The sequence below is a fragment of the Arachnia propionica genome, assembly GCF_900637725.1.
In the GTDB taxonomy this organism is placed as follows: domain Bacteria; phylum Actinomycetota; class Actinomycetes; order Propionibacteriales; family Propionibacteriaceae; genus Arachnia; species Arachnia propionica.
The window spans coordinates 2,475,434-2,492,708 of sequence record NZ_LR134406.1; the positions used below are offsets into that span (position 1 = coordinate 2,475,434).

Consider the following 17,275-nt stretch of genomic DNA (forward strand, 5'->3'; position numbering starts at 1 on the left):
CGGATCACGGACCCCGGTTCACGACCGGCGCATCAAGCCACGCGATCGGCTGGCCTTCCCGCCATCCGCCAGCCCAACCGTCGAAAGCCAGCGCTACAGCGCAGGCAGATGACGAGTGGGCAAGCGAAACCGCCCGGTCCCGGCCCTTCGGATCCTCGCCGGCGGTTCGTCGAGGAAAGCGGCAATCGATGTCCGCGCGGGTAGATTGACCCCCATGACCTCCGTACAGCTCGTCGACGAGATCCGCGGCGCGCTCGCTGCCGCCGGTGATCCCGGGAAGGCTGTCCGGGAGCAGGCCTACATGAAGTCGGCGCTGCCCTTCCACGGGGTGCGGCTGCCCGAGGTGCGGCGCATCACCAAGAGGCTGCTGAAGGAACACCCCTTGGCCGGCCGCGACCAGTGGGAGCGGGCCATCCGGGAACTGTGGGACGAGGTCACGCACCGGGAACACTGGTACGCGGCGCTTGAGATCGCGGGCCACCGCGACGCCCGCGACTGGCAGGACCTCGGCGCCCTGGAGCTGTACCGGCACCTCGCCACGACCGGGGCGTGGTGGGATGTCGTCGACGGGATCGCCTCTCCCCTCGTGGAGAACGTGGTCGCGACCACCCCCGGGGCGCGAGCCGTGGTGTGGGACTGGGCCACGGGAGACGACCTGTGGTTGCGTCGCATCTCCATCATCTGCCAGCTGCAGCGCAAGACCTCCACCGACCTGGAGCTGCTCGGCCACGCCATCGACTCCAACCTGGAGGGGTCGCAGCACGGCTCCGAGTTCTTCATCCGCAAGGCCATCGGCTGGGCGCTGCGGCAGCACGCCCGCGTCGACCCGGACTGGGTGAAGGCCTTCGTGGAGACGCGCGGACCGCGGCTCAGCGGGCTGAGCCGCCGGGAGGCCCTCAAACACCTGTGACCTCACCTCCCCGGGTCGGGTGACGACGGATTAGGCCAACTCATCGCAACCCGTGTGCAGAACCCCGGCCCAATTCCCATGGATTTTCTCCGGCTGTGCCGACTAGCGTCGGGAAAACCAGCCGATCCGCGCAAGGCAGCGCGAGGAAGAAGGAACCATGGCAGTCATCACCGTGCTTGGCTCGGGAATCATGGCCACCGCCCTGGCCACTCCCCTGACCGACAACGGCCACGAGGTGCGTCTAGTCGGCACCCACCTCGACCGGGAGATCATCACATCCATCCAGGAAACGGGCATCCACCCGAACCTGGGCCTGAAGGTGCCCGATGGGGTGACCGCCCACCAGCTGGAGGACGCGCCGCGAGCCTTCGAGGGGGTCGAGTTCGTGATGAGCGGGGTCAACTCGTTCGGGGTTGACTGGGCCGGCGACCAGTTCGCCTCCCTACTGCGTCCCGGGATGCACGTGATAGCCCTCGCCAAGGGCATGCAGGCCGACGACGACGGCAACCTCACCATCCTGCCCCGGGCACTCGCCTCCCGCCTCCCCGAGGAGCTGCGCTCCCGGGTGAGCGTCTCCGCGATCGCGGGGCCCTCCATCGCGGGCGAGGTGGCGGTGCACCGCCACACCAGCGTCGTGTTCACCGGCGAGGATCCCGAGGTCCTGACGCGCTGGCGCGAGCTGTTCGCCACCGAGCACTACCACGTGTGGACCAACACCGACTTCGTGGGCGTCGAGGTGTGTGCGGCTACGAAGAACTGCTACGCCTTCGGGGCCGGTTTCATGCAGGGCCTGCTCGACGCGATGGGCGAGGCGGCCGGGGACCGTTACGTCAACTACAACTACGGGGCGGCCCTGTTCGGGCAGGCCTCCGTGGAGATGATCCAGTTCATGGAGCTGCTGGGCGGCAAACCCACCACCCCCATCGGGCTGCCCGGGATCGGCGACTGCTTCGTCACATCCATGGGCGGCCGCAACGTGCGGTGCGGCCGGCTGGTCGGATCGGGGATGACCTTCAGCCAGGCCCGCGCCCAGATGCCCGGCGTGACCCTGGAGGGCGCCGCGGCCATCGTCGTGATCGGCAGGGCCGTGGTCCGCCTGACCGAACGCGGCATCGTGCCCCCGGAGAGGTTCCCGCTGCTGCGTCACCTCTACGAGGTGGTCGGCCTGGACCAGCCCGTGGCCGTCCCCTGGGACAGCTTCTTCGGCGGCGACGGCTCCGGCCAGGCCTGACCCGATACCCACCCCAACGACGAACGAGCAAAGGAGCCGAGGTGAGCAGGGCAGCACAAATCCTCAACGCGCTGGAATCCACGCGCGCCACCTCGGCCGACGAGTTCGCCGCCCTGCTCGGGGTGAGCCGTCGCACCGTCGCCGGTGAGGTGGCCTCACTGCAGGAACTGCTCGGCCAGGCCGCCTCCATCACCCTGGTGGAGGGCCGCTACCGCCTGCTGGTGGCCGACCCGCCCCGCTACCGGGCCATCCGTTCCGGGCTGGCCTCCAGCACCTCCTTCAACGACCCCACCGCCCGGGCCTCGTTCATCGTCGCCCGTCTGTTCCGCGCCACCCAGCCCGTGAGGATCGAGGAACTGGCGCAGGAGATGTCGGTGGGCCGCACAACGGTGGTGGCGGACCTCAACCGGGTCCGGGAACACGTCGGCGAGTGGGAACTGGAGATCAAGGGACGCACCCATGTCGGTCTGGTGCTGCGCGGCCCGGAGCTGCAGCAACGCCTGCTGATCCTGCGGCACCACTACCCCACCGCCTACGACCACCACCCGAGTTGGCAACGGATCGAGCAGGCGGTCGCCGGGCTGACCGCCGAGGCCGGGCTGGATCCCGTCCACATTCCCGAGTTGACCCGCTGGGCCGTCGTGGCCACGGACCGGACCCGCCAGTCCCGTCCCCTGGGGATATTGCCCGCCCGGTACCGGGAGCTGCCGGGCACCCCGGCCCACGCGCTCGCCGAGCGCCTCACTCTACGCCTGGCCGACGACGGGGTTGAGCTGGCCGGCGACGAGGTGACCTTCCTGGCGCTCCCGATCGCGGGCATGCGCGCCCCGAGCGACAGCGAACTCGCCACCGACCTCGGCAACCACGGCGAACCCATCGAGGAGCTGGTGGAACGAGCCCTGACCGCCATCCACACCGAGATGCAGATCGACCTGACGGGTGCCCCGCAGCTCACCGAGTTCACCAGGCACCTGGCATACATGATCAACCGGATGCGGTACCGGATCTGGGTGGACGACTCGGGGGTGGCCAGCATCGGCCAGGAGTTCCCCGTCGCCCACCGCATGGCCACGGTGGCCGCGCGGGTGATCGAGGAGCGGGTGGGGCTGCCCGTCGACGGTTCGGAGTTTGGTTTCCTGACGGCCTACTTCCAGGTGTTCCTGGAGGCCGTGGACCGGAACCCACGGCTGCCGCTGCGGGTCGCGGTCATCACCTCTACGGGCCGGGTCACGGCCGAGCTGGTGCGCCTCCAGCTGTCCAGGCTGCTGCCCTCGGCGACGCAGTACCTGATGTTGACGTCCGCCGTCACGAAAGACGAACTCGCCGGGGTCGATCTGGTGGTCACCACCGACGACCGCCCGGTTTCCGCCCCGGTGCCGGTCCTGCGCGTGAGTCACATCCTGGATCGCCGCGCCTTGGCCCGGGAACTGGACCGCCACCACATGCGGCTCCCCGATTCGGACGGCGGCATCCTGGCCAGCGCCCTCGACGAACAGCACTTCTTCGCGCTGCCGCCCGGCACCGACTACGCGGACGCCGTCGACTACATGACCGCCCACCTCGAGGCCCGCGGCCTGGCGGAGCAGGGTTTCGGGGAACGCATCCGGGAACGCGAACGCCTCTCCCCAACCCAGCTCGACTCCTGGGTCGGGTTCCCCCACACCACCCTCACCACTGGATCCGGAGTGCTGCTGGCCGTCGGCGTGGTTCCCCGGAAACCCGACGAGGACGGGGTGCGGCTGATCGTCCTGCTGGGGGTTCCGCAGGATCCGCGCCGCGGCGAGAGCGTTCTCGTGCCCGTCTACGACGCCGTGCTGCGGCTCGGCACCCGCCGGGACCTGCTGACACGGATCTCGCACCTGACCACCTTCGAGGAGTTCTACTACTTCCTCGCCACCAATCCGCTCACAGAAAGCTGAGACGATGACGTTCTGGATCTTTCTCGCCGCCCTGGGCGCCGCCTGGGTGTTGCAGTCCTACCTGTCCTTCAAACAGACCCAGTCGTTCACGAAACTGTTCGTCGCCATGCGCCGCCGCGGGCGGGTTGCGATGGGGAGGTTCAAGGGCGGCATCGTGCAGGGCGCGATCGTCCTGTTCGGCATCGATGCCGACGGCGTGATCACCGAGGGCCACCGGCTGAACGGGGTCACGGTGATGGCCCGGTTCCGTGGATTCGAGGATTTCACGGGCCAGAGCATCACCGACATCGACCCTGCCGACGCCGCCCACCACGGCAGGCAGGTCCGCAAAGCCGTCGAGAACGCCCGCGAGAACTACCGGATCATCACCGCCGGAGGCCAGGCCCCCGAACCGCCGAGCGCCCTGGCCCGCACCGTCAAGAAGGTCAGGGGAACCTTCCGCCGCCGGACCCCCACTCCGGCCACGGACTGACGACCCCTCTTCTTCATTCCTGTTCACACCCCGGGCATGCCAGCCCGGGTCCCACCGGGGCCTGACAGGTCCGTCATGCCCAAAAACACCCGAAAGGAGTTGAGATGTCCGACTTTTTGAACTGGATGGCCGCCGCCCAGGACGGGATGGTTCTGGCAGCGGAATGGTTCGTCGGGCTGTTCCGGAAGGGAGCAGAAACGTTCCTGAACTGGATGACCAACATCGTGCCGCTCGTTCTGATGCTGCTGATCGCCATGAACTCCCTGATCGCCCTGATCGGGGAGGAGCGCATCAACAAGCTCGCCGCGAAGGCCGGCCGCAACGTGATCAGCCGCTACCTGATCCTGCCGTGGATCGGGGCCTTCTTCCTGACCAATCCGGCGGCCTTCACCCTCGGCCGTTTCCTGCCCGAGGCCTACAAACCCGGCTACTACGCCTCCGTCGCCCAGATGGTGCACACCAACAACGGCCTGTTCCCGCACAACAACCCGGGGGAGCTGTTCGTGTGGGCGGGCATCGCGCAGGGCATCGTCACCCTGCAGCTGCCCACCGGCGACCTCGCCATCCGTTACCTGCTGCTCGGCGCCGTCCTGAACTTCTTCGGCGGCTGGGTGACGGACTTCACCACCGCCTACGTCGCGAAGCAGCAGGGCGTCACGTTGTCGAAGGAGGTGCACGCTCATGTCTGAGTTCCGCACGATCACCGTCTCCAAGGGTCCCGGCGGCTACGGCGGTCCCCTGACCATCACCCCGGACGAGAAACGCAACAAGGTCGTCTACATCGTCGGTGGCGGGCAGAAACCCGAGGTGGTGGACAGGATCGCCGAACTCACCGGCGCGGAGGCCGTCAACGGGTTCAACACCCGGGTGCCCGACGACGAACACTTCTGCGTGGTCATCGACTGCGGGGGGTCGCTGCGCTGCGGCCTCTACCCGAAGAAGGGCATCCCCACCATCAACGTCGTGCCCACCGGCAAGACCGGCCCCCTGGCCCAGCACATCCACGAGGGCATCTACGTCTCCGCCGTCGGGATGGACCAGGTGCGTCCCGCGGACGCCGACGAGGCCGCCGGGGCGCAGGCAGCGGCGACCGCTGAGTCGGCGCAGAAGTCCGTTCCCACCAGGGAGGACGGACGCCCCATGAAACTCACCGAGCAGATGGCCACGAAACAGAAGAAGTCGCTGCTGGAGAAGATCGGGCTGGGTGCGGGCAAGGTCATCGCGGTGTTCTACCAGGCCGGCCGCAACGCCGTGCAGATGATGATCAACACCATCCTGCCGTTCATGGGTTTCGTCGCGATGCTGATCGGCATCATCCAGGCCTCGGGTCTGGGCGACTGGTTCTCCCACCTGCTGACCCCCCTCGCCGGAAGCGGCTGGGGTCTGATGGCGCTGGGGCTCATCTGCTCCCTGCCCTTCCTGTCGCCGCTGCTCGGCCCCGGAGCGGTCATCGCCCAGATCATCGGCACCCTCATCGGTGTGGAGATCGGAAAGGGCAACATCCCGCCCCAGCTGTCGCTGCCCGCGCTGTTCGCCATCAACACCCAGAACGCCTGCGACTTCATCCCCGTCGGCATGGGGCTCGGGGAGGCGGAACCCGAAACCATCGAGGTCGGCGTTCCCGCGGTGCTGTACTCGCGGTTCCTCAACGGCGTTCCGCGCGTCGCCATCGCCTGGCTGGCCAGCATCGGCCTCTACCCGCAGTCCTGACCACCCGAACCGAACAACCTGAAAGGATTTTCCCATGGGCTACTCAACCACCATCATCGAAGTCGGGCCGGACGCCAGCGACTTCCTCGCGGAGCAGATGGCAATCACCTTCGCGGGCAACGCCCCCGAGGAGCTGCGCTCGTACTGCTTCGTCATCGACAAGTCGGAACTGACGAGCCCGCTGGCCGTCGGCCAGCCGGTGCTGATCGGCGACCAGGAATGGCGGATCACCGCCATCGGGGATGTCGCGGAGAAGAACCTGGGCGCGCTCGGACACGTCACCCTGGTCTTCGACGGCGCATCGGAGCCTAGACTGCCGGGGGCGCTGCACCTCAGCGGATCGCATCCCGAACCCGCCCTGGCCGCGGGCACACGGCTGGTGATCGGCAATGCCTGACGACGTCCTGCGCGACGCGCTCGCCCGCGCCACCGACACGGTCGCCGCGTCGGTGGGCCGCGGGGTGCTGGCCTCGGCAGGCGAGCTGATCACCGCCCACCTCGGCCCCGGGCCCTTCAAGGTCGTCGCCGACGAGAACACCTTCGCGGTGGCCGGGGAGGCCGTCCAGGAATCGCTGCGTGGTTCCGGAGCCGCGGTCGCCGAGCCGCTGGTTTTCCCGGGCCGCCCGGTGCTGTACGCGGCCCAGGACAACGCCGACCGGATCCGGGACTCGCTGGGGGACGCGGTGCCGGTGGCGGTCGGGGCGGGCACCCTCAACGACCTGGTGAAGCTGGCTGCCTTCGAACTGGGCCGGGACTACGCCTGCGTCGGCACCGCCGCGTCAATGGACGGTTACACCGGTTCCGGGGCGCCGATGAGCAGCCAGGGGGTGAAGGTCACCCGCGCCTGCAAGGCCCCGGCGGTGATCGTCATGGACCTGGACGTCGCGGCGGCCGCCCCGGCGTACCTGACGGCCTCGGGCTACGGCGACCTGGCGGCGAAGATCCCCGGCGGCGCCGACTGGATCCTGGCCGACGTGACCGGGGTGGAACCCATCGACCCCGACGTGTGGCGCCTGGTGCAGTCGGGGGTGGCCACGGCCCTGTCCGATCCCGACGCCCTCGCCGCGGGACAACCCGACGCCTTCCGGGGTCTCGTGGAGGGGCTGTGCCTGTCCGGGCTGGCCATGCAGGCCTACGGCGGAACCCGCCCCGCCTCGGGAGCCGAGCATTACTTCAGCCACCTGTGGGAGCTGGCCCACCTGGGCGCCGATCTCGAGGTGCCGTTGTCGCACGGGGCGAAGGTGGCCGTCGGTTCCCTGGCCATGTGCGCCTTCTACGAGGCCCTCATCGGCCGGGACCTGTCGGGAATCGACGTCGACGCCGTCGCGGCGCGGCGTGCACCGTGGCCTGGGATCGAGACCGACATCCGGAACCGCTTCGAGGGGGCCCTTGCCGATCACGCGGTGCGCGAGACGAGGGCCAAGTACCTGGCCGGGGCGGAACTGGCCGACCGGCTGCGACCGCTGGTCGCGGGATGGCCCGAGGTCACCGAGCGGCTGCGGGCGCAGCTCGTCCCGACGCGGATGCTGGCCGACCGGCTCCGCCGCGCGGGCGCCCCGTCGCGCCCAGAAGACATCGGGGTGACGCGCGAGGACGTGCGGGCCCTGTTCCCCAGGGCGATGTACTACCGCTCCCGCTACACGGCCCTGGACGTCGCCTGGGAGCTGGGCCTGTTCGAGGACCTGGTGGCGGAGGTGTTCGAGAAGATCTGGGTCTGAACCCGCCCGTTCACGAAACGCCGTGGAACCGGCGCCCGGCGGCGGAGCGTCACGGGACCGTTCTCCACGGCGTTTCGCGCAGTTGGACAAATCGCGGACCGCGTCCCGCACGTCTTTCCTGCCGGTAGATTCTGGTCATGACGAAACAACGACGATTCTGTATCCTGTTTCTGCTACTTCCTCTCCTACTGGGACTCACCTCCTGTATCAGGTATCGGGTGGAGTACGACATAGTCGACAAGGAACACGTCAAGTTGAACTGGAACATCGGGGTCCGGAAACCGGAGAACGGTGTAAAAGCTCCCGAAGACCTCACGGTGGAGAACATCTGCAGAACGGTCGTGGAACACGCGCAGACCCCGGAGGAACTCGCGCAGACCCCGTACGAGGATGATCTGTTCCACGCCTGCCGGTTCACGGGTGAGCTGCCCATCAACCACAAGAGACTGATTGGCCCGGCTCCCGACCAGGCCCAGATCATCACCTACGACGAGACCAGAAGGGAATGGACCTTCAGGTATTCCAGCGGATCCGGTAACGCCTCAACGGAATCGGCGAGCATATTCACCGACTTCGAGGTCCGCGTGACCTTTCCAGGTCGCGTCCTGAGCGCCAGCGGCAGCGGCAGGATCGAGGGCAACACCGTCACGTGGTCCGACCCGAAGGACATGTACCTCGAGGAGGGTCTGCGGGCCACCGCATCCGCCGACCCGGACCTGAGTTGGCTGTGGCTCACCCTCGGGGTGATCGCGCTGGCGGGCGCCGGTGCCGGAATCGTGCTCGTGGCACGGAGTCGCAGGCGGCTCCGTCCCCTGGTCCCTTGACCCGGACGGGGGCACCTAGTAGGTTAGTTGGTGTACTAACTAACCAGGAGGGTATGTGTTCGACGATTCCACCCCCATCTTCATGCAGCTGGCCGACCAGCTGTGTGCCGAGATCGTCGCGGGCACCTACCCCGACGGCGCGAAGGCACCGTCGATCAACGAACTCGCCGTGTTCCACCGCATCAACCCGGCAACCGCGAACCGCGCAATCGCGTTGCTGGTAGAGCGGGGCGTCCTGATCAAACGCCGCGGGATCGGAATGTTCGTCGCCGACGGCGCCAGGCTCCACCTGATCGAGGAGCGGCGCCAAGCCCTGGTTGACCGGTACGTCCGCCCGCTGATCGCCGAGGCGGCAACCCTCGGCATCAGCGGACGGGAACTGATCGCCCTCATCCAGAAAGAGGTCAACCCATGACCGCCGCCATAACCCTCGACGGCGTGACGAAACGCTTCGGCACCGTCACCGCCGTCGACGACCTGAACCTGGAATTCCGCCAGGACGTCATCACCGGTCTGCTCGGACGCAACGGCGCAGGCAAGACCGTTACCCTGTCGCTGGTCACCGCGCAGGAACGCCCCACATCCGGAACCATCCGGGTGTTCGGGCGCAACCCGCGCGAGAACGCCTCCGTCCTGGCCCGGACCTGTTTCATCCGCGACACCCAGCGCTACCCCGACGAGTACCGGCTGGAACACATCCTGCGGCTCGGCCCCGTCCTCTACGGGAGCTGGGACATCGGCCTGGCGCATCGGATCGCCGGGGAGTTCGGCATCCCCCGCAAACGGACGCTCAAGAAACTGTCGCGCGGCCAACTCTCAGCCGTCGCCGTCCTGATCGCAACTGCCTCCCGCGCGCCCATCACGATCTTCGACGAACCTTACCTCGGCATGGACGCCACGGCCCGCACCCTGTTCTACGACCTCCTGCTCGCCGACTACACCGAACACCCCCGCACCATCATCATCTCCACGCACCTCATCGACGAGATGGAGAACCTGTTCGAGGACGTCGTTCTCCTGCACGCAGGCCGGGTGCGGACCACCGGAAACATCGATGACTTCCGCTCCAGGGCCCTGACCCTGACCGGTTCCCGGGAGCGCGTGGATGCGCTGCTGCCGGGACGCTCCGTCCTGCGCAGCACCCGGGTGGGGGCTATGAGCACGGTCATCGTCGAGAACAGCCCCGGCCTCGCCACACAGGCGAAGGCCGCCGGCCTCACCGTGGAGGCGACGGATCTCCACACCCTGGTGGCCGCCTACGGGCTCGACGGCACGGGGGTGACGGCATGAAACGCTCACTCGTCATGGCGCGCATCATCCTGTCGCGCCGCATGACCTGCTGGTACCTCAGCCCCATCATCGCCTTCGGCATGGTGGCCTTCATACTGGTTTTCCGGTCCCTTCTGCTGACCACTGGCCAGGAACTCCACATCGCGGCGGGAGGCGGCAGCACAGCCATCGCCGTCTCCCTGCTGGCATCCGCCATCACCGCCCTGGCCACCTGTTTCCCCCTGGCGACAGCCGTAGGTATCACCCGGTGTGACGTCGTCCTGGGAAATCTGCTCCACCACCTCCAGGCGGTCGTCTACAACACCCTGCTCCTGGCCGGCATGCTGGTGCTGGAGGGTGCCACCGGGGGATGGTTCATCAATCAGCCCATCTTCGGAACAGGCCTGTTGGATCACGGGAGTTGGTTCACCTTCTGGTGGTTCACCCCGCTGTCGCTGTTGGCGACAATGGCCATGGGGGCGTCGGTGGGCGCCGCCTGGCTCTGGCGGGGGACGCTCGGCCTGCTGCTCCACGCGGCAACCACCATGGCCATTTTCATGACCACGCTCTGGCTCATCAGCCTCTGCTGGGACTGGGCCCGGTTCGCCGCACACTTCAATGTCGGCTGGCTGGCGGGTTCCCTGGCCCTGGTAACCGTTCTGGCGCTGACCGGGACCGCCGCGCTCATCCGCAGGGCGAGCGTCCGCGGCAGCTGACCGGGCCCCGCCGGCTGGACTGTCCCGGACCCAGCCGGCGGGTGGGCCGTAGAATCCTTGTGCATGACGAAGCAGCAGGTCCCACCGCCCGGACGGAATCCGGTTTCCGGTGAACCGCTGCCCACCCCCCGCATCAAGGGCAAGGGTTCGGGATTCGTCTCCTGCTTGGGCTTGACCCTCGTCGCGGGATTGATCACCGCTGGGCTCATCAGCCTGTTCGGCGGCTGGGACACGATCCTGGCCGAACGCGACAAGGCCCTCCCGGTTGTGGCCGCCGGGGAAACGGTGCACGCCGAACCCTTCGACGTGAAGTTCCTGAAGGCGTTCCAGGCCGTGGAGGCCAAACCCACTTTCCGGTCCAGGCCGGGAAAGCGCTGGCTGTTCATCACCATGGAGGTGACGAACGCCACACAGCAGTCCATCCACCGGGCTCTCCTGGTCAAGTCGCTGTCTCTGAAGGCCGACGGTCTCACATCCGAATTCGGTTCGACTCCCAGCGACCCGGCGCTGTACCGGCTGCCGGACGGCCTGTCCCCGGATTTCTTCCAACCCGGCCTAACCCAGAAAATCGTCGCGGCCTGGCAGCAGAACGATTCCGAGCCCCTGCCTAAGGAACTCACCGTGACATTGTCCGAGAACTCCTATCGCGAAAGCTCTTTGACCGGGGAGAAGGCCTGGTTCGATCCGGAGGAGAAATTCTCCGCCACCCTCACCGTGGAGGAGTTGAAACAGCAATGACACTTCCCGCACACAGCCGGATCGCGCCGCCGGGCCACGACATCCCCCCCGGGGTGCTCACGGGGCCGGGCCCGGACATGGTTTCCCGGCGGCGATTCCCCCGATGCCTCACGGTGTTGTCGCTGACGGTGGCGCTGCTGCTCGGTTCGTGGCTCACCACCCAGCTGCCGGACCGCGACACCGTGGCCGCCGCCCCCTTCCTCCGCCCCGGGAAGGTGGGGCAGGATGTGGAGCTCAGGACCGGCACGGTCAAAGTCACCAACGTGCGTTCCGCCGCCGAGGTGAAACTGGATTCCGTCGCCACCACCTCCGGGATCTGGCTCGTCGTGACCCTGGACTTCATACCGAAGGGGGAACAACGACTCCTGAGAAAACTTGAGCTGAAGGATGGCAGGGACCGCGTCTTCAACCATGCGAACAGTCTCTCCAGAGCCTGCGGACCGGCCCAGCCGGGACTGATCCTGGGGTGCGAATTTGCCCTGGAGGTGCCGAAGGACGCCCTGCCGGATGCGGAACTCCACTTGTCCACGAACCCGCCGGGATCCGAACTCCCGGACGACGTGGCGGTGATCGATCTGGAGATCGACGAGGCCCGGGCGGAACAACTGGGGGCGGAGACGCAACGCATAACCATCGCGGTCCCGCGCACCAAGGGGAAAGCATGAGGTCGCCCTGGTGGAGGCGCAACATCGGCTGGGTGATCGCGTTGATCCCCCTCCTGATCTGTGCAACGCTCGCATGCTCGCAGCGCACATTCAACCAGTACCTGCCCCGGAACCCCCTCAACCGCATCGAGACACAGCCCAGGCAAGGAACACTGCACCAGCGATACACCGAATCAGGCACCGCCTTCAGCCTGGACGTGACCGTGAGCGTGAGGGACGTGCAGGCCGTCGACCAACACGAGAAAGTCCGCGCCGATACCGGAGCGCAACTATGGCGGGTCGATCTGGACTTCGAGGCGGAGCCGGATCAGGTTCTGGTCGGATGCACCGCGGAACTGGAGACGGACGGGGTACGTTACGGAGGGGGCGGCGGCAAGATTGCCGCCAGCGATAACGGTTTTTCCTCTTCGAATTCCCAGACCTGCACCCCGTCCGACACCCCCGGCCCCTCGTTCAGCCTGGACGGCACCACGCTCACCGAAACCACCCCTCCCCGTCCGAGGAACTGGTCGATCAGCCTGACCTTCGCCCTGCCCACGGGCGTCACCCCGCAGGCGTTGCGCCTGTCGTGGTACGCCCCGGACTATCTGTACATCCCGCTATAGGGCCCGCCGGGGAACGGTTATCGGGTTTCCCGAAGGGTCCGGCCGGGGTACCGCGATCCGTCTGCCCCCGACCACCAGGTTCACGGAGGCCGCGAGCAGGGCCATGGCCAGCACGGAGTAGACGAGCTGCGAGGCCGAGTCCAGGTAGGGTCGCAGAGCCATGTCGAGCCCGTAGGGACGCGGGCCGACCGCTTCCCGGAGCAGCCACGCGACCCCGACCTGTATCTGGCCGACCGCCACGAAGGAAAGACAGAACATCACGATGGGGGCGGGCCCCGCGATGAACACCCGTGACAGGGCTCCCCAGAGGGCCTGCAGGGGAACCAGAATGGGTTCTCCGGTCTCCTCCAACGCCCTGCGCCAGAATCCCGGGACCCGTTCAATACGCCCCTTCAGGCGGCGCGAAGCGGGCGAGCGGCCGGTGCCCGTCACGAGATCCGTCTGATAGCTGGATGCCCCGATGGCGAGCCATGCCAACGGCAGCACGACCAAGGGGCCGAGACCCGCGCAGGTTTTCACCAGCCAGTCCCAGCCGGGCAGGAGGAAATCCCGGACCGGTCCCAGCCACGACATGAATCCTTCCAGCTGAACGATGGCGGCGTCGACGACGGCCCGGTCCCGGAGCCACTGCCCGATCTCCTTGACCTGCCCCATGAAGACGTTGGTCAGGGTGACCATCCAGAACGCCTCGAGATAGATGGCGATCAGGGCGATCACGACGGAACGGCGGAAGGCCTCCGTCAGGGCGATGGTCTTGCGGATCAGGATCGCCCCTATGACCATGGCCGCCAGGTACCAGCCCTCCCCGTAGCTGTACCTCGCCGAGTTGAGGCGCATGATGCCATCGTCGTAGGTGATGTCGTAAACGTAGAGACGCGAATCCTGGCTCACCAGGCCCTGGGCGGCGTAGGCCGCCAGGAAGGGCAGCAGGACCTCCATGGAAACCAGCAGGTGGTGGCGCCACCGTTCCCGGAAGGTGTTGCCCCGGTAGGTGTGGCTGAAGGCAGGCAGGGTTTCCGAGGCCACCCGCAGCATGAGGATCAGCGTGATGAGGGTGCTGAGCGGTGCCAGGGGAAGGATCAGCGCGCCGAGGGTTCCGTTGATCCCCGAAGCCCACACTGCCAGCCACAAAAACCCCATGCGCCCGATGATCCCGATCAGGCACAGGCCGACGAGCTGCGGCCAGTGGTCGCGCAGGACCCGGCCGGTGTCGGCCAGGAGGCGTCCCCAGGATGCGAACCAGTCGTTCACGGGTTCATGCTATCGAGTGGCTCGTCGAAGACGAGACGCCAGTTCTCCTCTTCGGGGACGTCGATGCCGCGGGTCAGAGCCCAGTCAATCAGGAGCTGGCGGATGTCGAGCATGTCGTTGTAGAGAACGGGAGCGTTCGCGACCTGCCGGTAGTCGCCGGCCCCGCTGAGCCGGTAGTGGTTCAGGGCGACGGCGAACCGGTCGGCGGCGGCGACCGGACGGCCGTCCGGGTGGCGCAGTTCCCCGATGCGCCTCCCGACCGGTTCGTTCAGGTTGATCTCGTAGTCGATGCCCCAGGCGATGTCGTACTGGTAGTCCCAGATCGTCTGGCCGTCACGTTCGGCGCCGGTCATGGTGGCGGGGTCGAAACACCGGCCGCGGGGCAGGTCGGCGTAGTAGCGGGCGGCGTGTTCCAGGTGGGCACGCAGCTCGGCCCCGGTCAGCAGCACCGCGGCGAGGGTGTTGTCGAAGACGTAGACGCCCGCCAGGTCGCGGATGCTGACCGGGCCCTCCGGGATGACGGCGGTTCGTGACGTGGGGGCGGTGAGGCTGACCACGGGAAGAGCCTCGTGCTCCCCACCGGCCAGCGCCTCGGCGACGGTGGTGGCCTGGACGCGCTGGATGAAGTCGATGACCCCGGTGGCGCGCCACCGGGAATCGGCGGTGCTGAGTTCCCGCGGGGAGACCGCGACCTGCCGGTTCACGTGGGCGCGGGTGGCTGCGTGGGCCTCGGCGACGGCGTCGAGCACCCGCAGGTCGGGCACCTCCCCTCGGGCGTGGTGGGGGGTGGCGCCGAGTACCTCGATGCGCCAGGAGTCACCGTCGTGCTCGGCCTCGATGACGGTCTCCGTGAGTCCTGCGGCGTGGGCCCTCGGCTGGGTGAGCAGGACCGGACGGCCCGTGGCCTCGCACGTCACCCACCGCTCGGGTTCGTCGCGGTGCGTGTGGCCGATCACCATGACGTCGATGCCGGGCACCTGCTCCGCGATCTCCTTGGCCGGGTTCTCGGCGGGCGCGTCGGCGTTCGTGGCGTAGGTGGTCTGCCCGATCCCCGCGTGGCACAGGACGACGACCACGTCGGACAGGAACTCCTCGCGCAGTTTCGGCACCCAGTGGGATGCGGCGGCGACCATGTCGGTGACGTCCACCTTCCCGGCGAGCTGCTGGCGGTCCCAGATCATTGCTCCCGGCGTGGTCAGGCCGAGCACCCCGATCCGGATCTCCCGCCCGTCGAGCCTGCGGATCAGGGGCGTGAAGGCCGGGAACACCGACAACCCCGAGCCGGGATCGACGACGTTGGCTCCGAGCAGCAGCGGGTCGAGCTGCTGCTCGAAGGAGTAGAGGAAATCGAGGCCGTAGTTGAACTCGTGGTTTCCGATGTTGACCGCGTCGTAGCCCATGACGTTGAACGCCGCCGCGAGCGGGTGAACCAGGTTTTCGGTCCCGGATTCGTGCCGGGCGAAGAAGGTGCACAGGGGATTTCCCTGGATGGTATCGCCGTTGTCCACCAGCACCACGCTCTCCGCCCCACGCTCGGCTCTGATGCGTTCGACGACAGTGGACAACTGGGCCAGCCCGGCTTCCGCCTCACCGGTCCAGGGCTGGTCGCGATAGTAGTCCCAGTTCAGGGCGGCGCCGTGGACGTCCGTGGTGGCCAGCAACGTGAGTCGCGACATCTGGGCTCCTTCATTCAGGGTCGCAGCGAGCCTATCGCCTCCGTCGGATGAAGACCCCGGGGTCGTGCAACGGATATCGCACAGTCACAGTGGAGACATGCGTTTCGCCCTGGCACAGCTCCGTTCCACCATCGATCCCCGGGAAAACCTGGCGTTGGTCACCGACGCGGCCAGCCGCGCCGCCCGCGGTGGGGCCGACGTGGTGGTGTTCCCGGAGGCCACCATGTGTTCCTTCCTCCGGGCACCCACCCAGGTCGCCGAGGCCTTCGACGGGCCCTGGGCCTCGGCCGTACGACGCTTGGCCGGTGACCTCGGGATCACCATCATTGCGGGCATGTTCACCAAGGCGCCCGGCGCCCGGGTGCACAACACGCTCCTGGCGACGGGCGAATCCGAGGGTCGCTACGACAAGATCCATCTTTTCGACGCTCTCGGTCAACGCGAGTCAGAAACCGTCGCACCGGGGCTGCGGTCGACGTCGATCGAGGTCACCGGGCACGGGCTGGGGCTGGCCATCTGTTACGACGTGAGGTTTCCCACCCATTTCATCGACCTGGCGCTGGGAGGAGCAACGGTCATGGTGGTGTGCGCATCCTGGGCGCCCGGCCCGGGGAAGCTGCACCAGTGGCGAACTCTGACGACGGCCAGGGCGATGGATTCCGTCTCTTTCGTGGTCGCGGTGGATCAGGCGCTCCAAGGCGATGCGGAGGCACCCGGCGGCCCGACGGGAATCGGCCACTCGATGGCGGTGGATCCCACCGGGCGGGTCCTGCTGGAGCTGGGCGCGGAACCCGATCTGGCCTTCGTCGATGTCGATCCGGAGCGGGTCGCCGTTACTCGTGAGACACTTCCGGTGCTCGACGGGAACCGGCTCCGGTCGCTGTAACGTTGCTCCCAGAGGGACTCCGTCCCGGGTTTCATCAGTTCTCCACGAGCCCGTTCTGGTAGGCCAGGATCACGAGCTGGGCGCGGTCGCGGGCACCCAGTTTGGTCAACAGCCTGGAGACGTAGCTCTTCACCGTCGCGGGCGAGAGCGAGAGTTCCTCCGCAATTTCGAGATTGCTCAGGCCCTGCGCGATCAGACGGAGCAGTTCCTGGTCCTTCTCGGGCAGTTCGCTGATGGCCTTCGACGGACGATGTCCTCGCTCATAATTGGTCAGGACCCGGGTGATGAGGCTGGGTGAGAGCATGGACTCACCGAGGTGAACCTGCTGGATGGCGTGCATGATCTCGCCACGGGAGCTGGTTTTGAGCAGGAAACCGGCAACCCCTGCACGCAGCGCATCGTGGAAGGTGTAGTCGTCCTCCAACGAAGTGAGCGCGATGACACGGGCTCGGAGTCCCAGGTCGACGATCTGTCGGGTGGCATGGATGCCGTCGAGCACCGGCATGCTGATGTCCATCAGGATCACATCGGGGTCGAGGCGCTTGGCAGTGGAAACGGCCGTCAGCCCGTTCGCGGCCGCCCCGACCACGACGATCCCGGGCATGGCGTCCACTATGCGTTGGATGCGGGCGCGCACCTGGTCGTGGTCCTCAGCGATCAGAACACGGATCTCGGCTTCGTTCAT

At 67.4% G+C, this 17,275-nt stretch carries 19 protein-coding genes; 16 read left to right on the forward strand and 3 right to left on the reverse strand.

The window, feature by feature from the left end; genetic code table 11:
• Positions 1 to 214 precede the first annotated feature (214 nt).
• The 15 genes from EL272_RS11090 (at position 215) to EL272_RS11160 (ending at position 12,777) form a co-directional block, all read left to right on the forward strand.
• Positions 215 to 910 (forward strand): DNA alkylation repair protein, encoded by a 696-nt coding sequence (locus EL272_RS11090; protein WP_061788434.1) that lies wholly within the window; start codon positions 215 to 217, stop codon positions 908 to 910.
• A gap of 157 nt (positions 911 to 1,067) precedes the next feature.
• Positions 1,068 to 2,141 (forward strand): NAD(P)H-dependent glycerol-3-phosphate dehydrogenase, encoded by a 1,074-nt coding sequence (locus EL272_RS11095; RefSeq protein WP_014847302.1) that lies wholly within the window; start codon positions 1,068 to 1,070, stop codon positions 2,139 to 2,141.
• 41 nt (positions 2,142 to 2,182) lie between these two features.
• Positions 2,183 to 4,060: a BglG family transcription antiterminator gene (locus tag EL272_RS11100; RefSeq protein ID WP_061788417.1), complete on the forward strand. Its 1,878-nt coding sequence runs from the start codon at positions 2,183 to 2,185 to the stop codon at positions 4,058 to 4,060.
• A gap of 4 nt (positions 4,061 to 4,064) precedes the next feature.
• Entirely contained in the window at positions 4,065 to 4,532 is a 468-nt protein-coding gene (locus EL272_RS11105; protein WP_014847304.1) for a transcriptional regulator GutM, read from the forward strand.
• 104 nt (positions 4,533 to 4,636) lie between these two features.
• Entirely contained in the window at positions 4,637 to 5,221 is a 585-nt protein-coding gene (gene srlA, locus EL272_RS11110; RefSeq protein WP_014847305.1) for a PTS glucitol/sorbitol transporter subunit IIC, read from the forward strand.
• Complete coding sequence (gene srlE, locus EL272_RS11115) at positions 5,214 to 6,242, forward strand: PTS glucitol/sorbitol transporter subunit IIB (protein ID WP_061788416.1); 1,029 nt, start codon at positions 5,214 to 5,216, stop codon at positions 6,240 to 6,242. The genes srlA and srlE overlap by 8 nt, the downstream gene beginning before the upstream one ends.
• 34 nt (positions 6,243 to 6,276) lie before the next feature.
• Positions 6,277 to 6,639 (forward strand): PTS glucitol/sorbitol transporter subunit IIA, encoded by a 363-nt coding sequence (locus tag EL272_RS11120; protein WP_014847307.1) that lies wholly within the window; start codon positions 6,277 to 6,279, stop codon positions 6,637 to 6,639.
• Complete coding sequence (locus EL272_RS11125) at positions 6,632 to 7,960, forward strand: sn-glycerol-1-phosphate dehydrogenase (RefSeq protein ID WP_061788415.1); 1,329 nt, start codon at positions 6,632 to 6,634, stop codon at positions 7,958 to 7,960. The genes EL272_RS11120 and EL272_RS11125 overlap by 8 nt, the downstream gene beginning before the upstream one ends.
• 137 nt (positions 7,961 to 8,097) lie before the next feature.
• The gene (locus EL272_RS11130) at positions 8,098 to 8,784 is read left to right on the forward strand and encodes an LppM family (lipo)protein (RefSeq protein WP_126409427.1); all 687 of its coding nucleotides are present in this window, start codon (positions 8,098 to 8,100) and stop codon (positions 8,782 to 8,784) included.
• Between the two features lie 55 nt (positions 8,785 to 8,839).
• A complete protein-coding gene (locus tag EL272_RS11135; protein WP_014847309.1) occupies positions 8,840 to 9,199 on the forward strand; it encodes a GntR family transcriptional regulator in 360 nt (119 codons plus the stop codon).
• On the forward strand, positions 9,196 to 10,074 hold the full coding sequence (locus EL272_RS11140) for an ATP-binding cassette domain-containing protein (protein WP_061788413.1): 879 nt from the start codon (positions 9,196 to 9,198) through the stop codon (positions 10,072 to 10,074). The genes EL272_RS11135 and EL272_RS11140 overlap by 4 nt, the downstream gene beginning before the upstream one ends.
• Entirely contained in the window at positions 10,071 to 10,769 is a 699-nt protein-coding gene (locus tag EL272_RS11145) for a hypothetical protein (RefSeq protein WP_061788412.1), read from the forward strand. Before EL272_RS11140 ends, EL272_RS11145 begins: the two co-directional genes overlap by 4 nt.
• Before the next feature lie 63 nt (positions 10,770 to 10,832).
• Positions 10,833 to 11,507: a hypothetical protein gene (locus tag EL272_RS11150; protein ID WP_061788411.1), complete on the forward strand. Its 675-nt coding sequence runs from the start codon at positions 10,833 to 10,835 to the stop codon at positions 11,505 to 11,507.
• The gene (locus tag EL272_RS11155; RefSeq protein ID WP_061788410.1) at positions 11,504 to 12,172 is read left to right on the forward strand and encodes a hypothetical protein; all 669 of its coding nucleotides are present in this window, start codon (positions 11,504 to 11,506) and stop codon (positions 12,170 to 12,172) included. Before EL272_RS11150 ends, EL272_RS11155 begins: the two co-directional genes overlap by 4 nt.
• Positions 12,169 to 12,777 (forward strand): hypothetical protein, encoded by a 609-nt coding sequence (locus EL272_RS11160; protein ID WP_061788409.1) that lies wholly within the window; start codon positions 12,169 to 12,171, stop codon positions 12,775 to 12,777. Before EL272_RS11155 ends, EL272_RS11160 begins: the two co-directional genes overlap by 4 nt.
• Here the strand turns inward: EL272_RS11160 and EL272_RS11165 are convergent.
• Positions 12,772 to 14,028: a hypothetical protein gene (locus EL272_RS11165; protein WP_061788408.1), complete on the reverse strand. Its 1,257-nt coding sequence runs from the start codon at positions 14,026 to 14,028 to the stop codon at positions 12,772 to 12,774. The genes EL272_RS11160 and EL272_RS11165 overlap by 6 nt on opposite strands.
• Positions 14,025 to 15,704: a bifunctional metallophosphatase/5'-nucleotidase gene (locus EL272_RS11170; protein ID WP_061788407.1), complete on the reverse strand. Its 1,680-nt coding sequence runs from the start codon at positions 15,702 to 15,704 to the stop codon at positions 14,025 to 14,027. The genes EL272_RS11165 and EL272_RS11170 overlap by 4 nt, the downstream gene beginning before the upstream one ends.
• A 97-nt stretch (positions 15,705 to 15,801) precedes the next feature.
• Between EL272_RS11170 and EL272_RS11175 the strand changes: the two genes are divergently transcribed.
• Positions 15,802 to 16,590: a carbon-nitrogen hydrolase family protein gene (locus EL272_RS11175; RefSeq protein WP_014847317.1), complete on the forward strand. Its 789-nt coding sequence runs from the start codon at positions 15,802 to 15,804 to the stop codon at positions 16,588 to 16,590.
• Between the two features lie 34 nt (positions 16,591 to 16,624).
• Here the strand turns inward: EL272_RS11175 and EL272_RS11180 are convergent, their stop codons facing one another.
• The gene (locus EL272_RS11180) at positions 16,625 to 17,275 is read right to left on the reverse strand and encodes a response regulator (RefSeq protein ID WP_014847318.1); all 651 of its coding nucleotides are present in this window, start codon (positions 17,273 to 17,275) and stop codon (positions 16,625 to 16,627) included.